This window comes from Halobellus sp. EA9, assembly GCF_051195055.1.
GTDB lineage: Archaea > Halobacteriota > Halobacteria > Halobacteriales > Haloferacaceae > Haloquadratum > Haloquadratum rubicundus.
The window spans coordinates 1-4,396 of the sequence record NZ_JBNTJW010000033.1 but is presented as its reverse complement, the minus strand read 5'-3'; the positions used below and the strand labels follow the sequence as shown (position 1 = coordinate 4,396).

3 protein-coding genes are annotated in these 4,396 nt (G+C 64.8%); 1 reads left to right on the top strand and 2 read right to left on the bottom strand.

Annotated elements, in window-relative coordinates:
• Positions 1-1,875 (bottom strand): hypothetical protein (locus tag ACQUQ0_RS17455; protein WP_435187005.1); only part of this gene is annotated, 1,875 nt, incomplete at its 3' end.
• 721 nt (positions 1,876-2,596) lie between these two features.
• On the opposite strand from ACQUQ0_RS17455, the gene ACQUQ0_RS17450 reads away from it, so the two are divergent.
• Entirely contained in the window at positions 2,597-2,851 is a 255-nt protein-coding gene (locus ACQUQ0_RS17450) for a hypothetical protein (RefSeq protein WP_435187003.1), read from the top strand.
• Between the two features lie 985 nt (positions 2,852-3,836).
• On the opposite strand, the gene ACQUQ0_RS17445 is transcribed toward ACQUQ0_RS17450, so the two are convergent.
• Positions 3,837-4,396, bottom strand: a 560-nt coding sequence (locus tag ACQUQ0_RS17445; RefSeq protein ID WP_435187001.1) for a hypothetical protein, incomplete at its 5' end; no start/stop codon positions are given.

The window sequence follows — 4,396 nt, the reverse complement described above, 5'->3', positions numbered from 1 at the left end:
CCGCCACTCCGGCGGCCGCTCGAACGACTCCGACTCCGGCGGTGGCGATACGCTCGCCACCTTCTCTAACTCGATGTGTCCCGTGCCACGGTACTCCTCGCCTGTGTGACGCGCTTTGTCGTCGGGGTGTGGGTCGTGCTCCTCGTCGTACTGCTCCACAACCGTATGCTCGCCGTAGTGCTCCGGCGGGACCGGCAAGAAGCCGGTCCCGTCATCGGTCGCGTCCTTGTAGGCGTCGGCCGGACAGTCGGTCTCCGGGTCCGGGTCCGTCTCACCACATGCTGCGCAGTACGTCTCCCCACCCCACCGAACCGGCGAGAAGTCCGGCGACTCCGCGTCATCCGGCGGCCGCGAGCGCGTCGGCGTCGTCGTACTCCCGACGCGAGCACCGCCACGGGCCGATGGCCATCTCGCCCGGAAGCCTGGCACCGTCTCGCTCTGAGCCGTCTCAGACGCCGCTCTCGGGGACGCCATCACGTCCACGTCGTCATAGTCGAACGAAACGACCGACGCATCCGACGGCTCTGTCTCCGCCGTGAGACCGCCATCGGCCGCCGTCCGTCGCGCCTCGACGAGCGTGTCCGGTGACTGGTCAACCTCGAACTCCGATCCGCACGCCGCACATTCGAACTCAACACCACGCCGCTCCGAGCGGACCACTCGCTCGCCGTGGTCGTGCTCCTGGTGAGCGTCGTCGTCGATGTACTCCTGGTGGCACCGATCCGCCCGGATCGCCGCCGTCGCCGTCCGGCTCTTTGAGTATTTCTGCGTCGAAGAAGCCCACTGCGACGCCGCCCACATTATGTACTCATCGGAACGCTCGAGTAGATCCGTGTCCGGATCTACTGCAATATACTCGGAGACGTAGCCCGCGAAGTCCGTGATGTCGTCGCCCTCGCGGACCTTCACGGCCGATTTCTCCGACCCTTCGCGGATGCGGTGAGCGGGCCATTCAGCGTGCTCGCACTCTGCTACGTGTTTGGCGACGACCGGCCGGAACGTCTCCGGGTCCGCCGGGTCCACGTCCCCGGAGACCGCCGCCGCATCGAGCACGACGACCGGATGCGAGTGACTGGTCCCGGCGGCGTCGCCGTCGCCCGGATGCGGCTCGGACTGCCACCACCAGGCGTAGTCCGACGAATCCAGCCCCAACTTGTCCTGTAGCACGTACCGGAGCGTCCGCCGAACGCCATCCTCGCCGGTCCAGGCGTTCCGAATCTCGCGGTCGTGGTCAACTACCGGGCGGAACTCGCCATCATCGAGCGTGCTCGCCGTGAGTCCGAACAGCACCGTGACCGGCTCCTCGAACACTCCGGGATACGTCTCCCCCGTCGGTGACTCCTCGGCCGACTCCCCGAGAAACATCCGTTTCATCGCCTTCAGACGGGCATACTGTCTTTGCTGATACTCCGGCGAAAACGAGTTTTCGAGATCCACCAGGAAGCTCTCATAGTCGCCGTGGAGATCGTCGCCACGCGCCATCCGAAGCGCCCGGTCCCGGTAGCCCTCGTAGTCCTGCAAGAACGCATCTATGACCGCTAACCACGTCCGGGCGTCGCGTCCGACCTCCTCCGAGACCGTCTTTGTCTCGGTCTCTCCCGTCTCAACCTCACGCTCTACCGTCTCCGCCTCGTTTAGCGCCTCTACGCGGAGTTTTCGGCCGTGCGTCTCGGAGACCGGCCGTAGCACGCGGTCCGGATACGCATCGAGGATACCCTCGATGCGCTCCTCGGGTGTCGGTAAGTCCGGGCGGCCGGAGTTCTCCGGCGGAACCTCAATTTTCGGATCGGGAGTCTTAGCGTCTGTACCATCCGACGCGGGGTAACTCCCGATGGCACGCCGAGACCGCGACGAGTTACCAGCGTCGGCACTCATAGCGAATTACCCCCGTCGGCTAACTCACTCGGCACCGCCGCGCACTCACCGCACCGAAACCCGGTGCCGTGAACATACGCCGTCGCCCGCTCACCGCACTCACCGCAGAGACGGGGTGCGTTGCTCCGACTCAGGTGGTAGTACCTCATACGCACCACCGCCCCGCACCGCCCCTCGTCTGGCCGGCGGCCGGCGGGCGGCCGCCGCAGGTACCCGTCCTCCCGTACCCACCACTCCCGCCCACCTCCACGTACCGGCTCCGGGCCGCGACCGCGGCCTGCGGCCGCTCCGGCCCTCCGCGGGCTTTCGCGCCGGCTTCTCGGTTTCGTCGGCGCGGGCAGATTTGCCCTAAGTGACGCAGATTTGCCCTACTCCGGGCAAACCTCTGGTTATGGCCTGAGGTTTCGGATTCACGACTCTGAGAGGCTCTTACACCGCATATCGGCCGCCTTGCTTCACCCGAAAGGGCAAAGACGACGGCGTGAGAAGGGCCAAGTGAACCAACCCGGTGGCAACGGTGGTTCGTGTCGGAGGTGGTCGGTGGCCGCCGACCCCTCCGGTGGCCCCGGCCCTTCTCCGGGGCGTCGTTCACGTTCTTGAGTTACTTCTTTGCTCGACGTGACGGCGGCCGGGGACTTAGGCGTTGCCTGTCGTCGTGAAACCCGGTTTCACTATGTTACCTGTCGGTGGATACATACGGATACGTCGCACATAGCCGAGTATGAGTCGGGAGAGAGTCCAAACCCGGTGTGACCCTGATACCATCGAACAAATCGAGCGATTCACCGACGAGAAGGAGATCTCGGAGAGTGAGGCCGTCCGGCGGCTCGTCCGCACCGGACTGATACAGAAGGGATACAGAGAGCCTGATACGTCCGGTCTCGCAGTCGCCAAACAATCGGCCCGTATGCGACTCGTCGGCGGTCTCCTAATCGGACTGGCCATCCTCGGACTGGTCATTCAATTCATCATATGACCGTGAATATCGGCGCGTTAGTGGCTCTGTATGCTATTCTGATGGGACTGTGGTATCTCTACAAACGCGAGTTTCGGAGTTTCTGATGGTCAATACTCAGACTAACTAAATCGCCGGACGGCATCGAGATATTATGTATTGATAGATGCCGTGCGGGGGTATGTTTACATATAGACGCGAAAAGGGCAGAGACTCCACCCTGTCGATACCGCCGGGGGCGTCGGCGGCGGCGACGGCGGCGAAGTTACTGTTACCAGTCGGCAGAGGCGGTCCATAGATACACACATACGCACTAACACCGAGGGAGAGAGGGAGCAGAGGGGCAGGGGAAGGCCGACGACACTCTCGACCGAGCGGGCGTCGGCCAAACCGCACGACAGCAGAAGGACGGCGGCCGGTGTCGTCGTCTGTCGTCTGTCGGTGTCCGTCCGTACTATGTTGGGCCACCGTCTGAGCGGGCCGCTCACAGACAGTTGTCACCAGTACCACCGAAACAACAGGACGGCGACGGCCTACCCGACTGGCAACAACAACCCACATAGGGGTACTGTACTGTACTATATGGAGGCCGGGCCGAGAGAGTCGCCCAGTTGCCACCGACACCACCGACTAACTAACTAACCGACGAAGGCCGTTCGTGATACGCGCATAGAATCTCAGCCGTCGCGGATTGGTTGACCGGAGTAAGCGGCCGGTCGTCAGCCGGGTGGCTCGGCCCTGCGCGTTGCCAGCTGGCGCTCGGGCCTCGGGCCTCGACCGGCCGCCTACTCCACCCTGTCGTACTCCTCGACCACCTGCTCGGAGAAACAATGACCGCACGGCCTCGCCCGGAGCGGCGCGTGTCGCACGTCACACCGGCGCCCGTGTCGCACTCCGCAGAGACTCCCGCCGTCACCGGCCGGTGCGTGAAACACATCTGAGCTACTGGACGTTACCAGAATCTCCCGCGTTAGGGCGTCTACCCGGTCCTGCGGGCCGTTCGTGTTCACCGTGACTCTCCCGGCGGCCCGACCACGCCGCCGACGAGCGTTTCGTTCGACTCATCGATGCCGAACGCATCGAGCACGTCCGCGACGGTCGCACTCGGATTCTCCTCGCGGTACTGCTTGATCGACGCCCACGGGAGCACGCCGTCACCATCCTGGTCGTCGGGCGTCTCCGGCTCACCGAAGCGCTTGGCGTGCCAGTCCTCGTCCCACTGCTTCGCCGTGATCCGGGCGTCGCCACCCGACGCCACCGAGTCGTGGACCTCCGCCATCTGCCGCTCGATGAGCTCCGGCGGCGGACACTCCGTCGGATCGATCCCGTGGCGCTCCATCGGGTCCGCGCACCGGAGTAGTCGCGGCGGGATCATCTTCTCCGGCGGGATCGCGTCGTGTCCCTCAACGACGACCTCACCGTAGTCCACGCCGCCCGGCGTCCCGATCTCCGTCTCCTCGCCGCTTCGCTTCTGCACGACCGCCTCCGGCCGCCACTCCGGCGGCCGCTCGAACGACTCCGACTCCGGCGGTGGCGATACGCTCGCCACCTTCTCTAACTCGATGT

What these genes read in the sequence shown, in the direction of transcription:
- ACQUQ0_RS17450 (WP_435187003.1), top strand. Translation starts at nt 2,597, where the DNA reads ATGAGTCGGGAGAGAGTCCAAACCCGGTGTGACCCTGATACCATCGAA.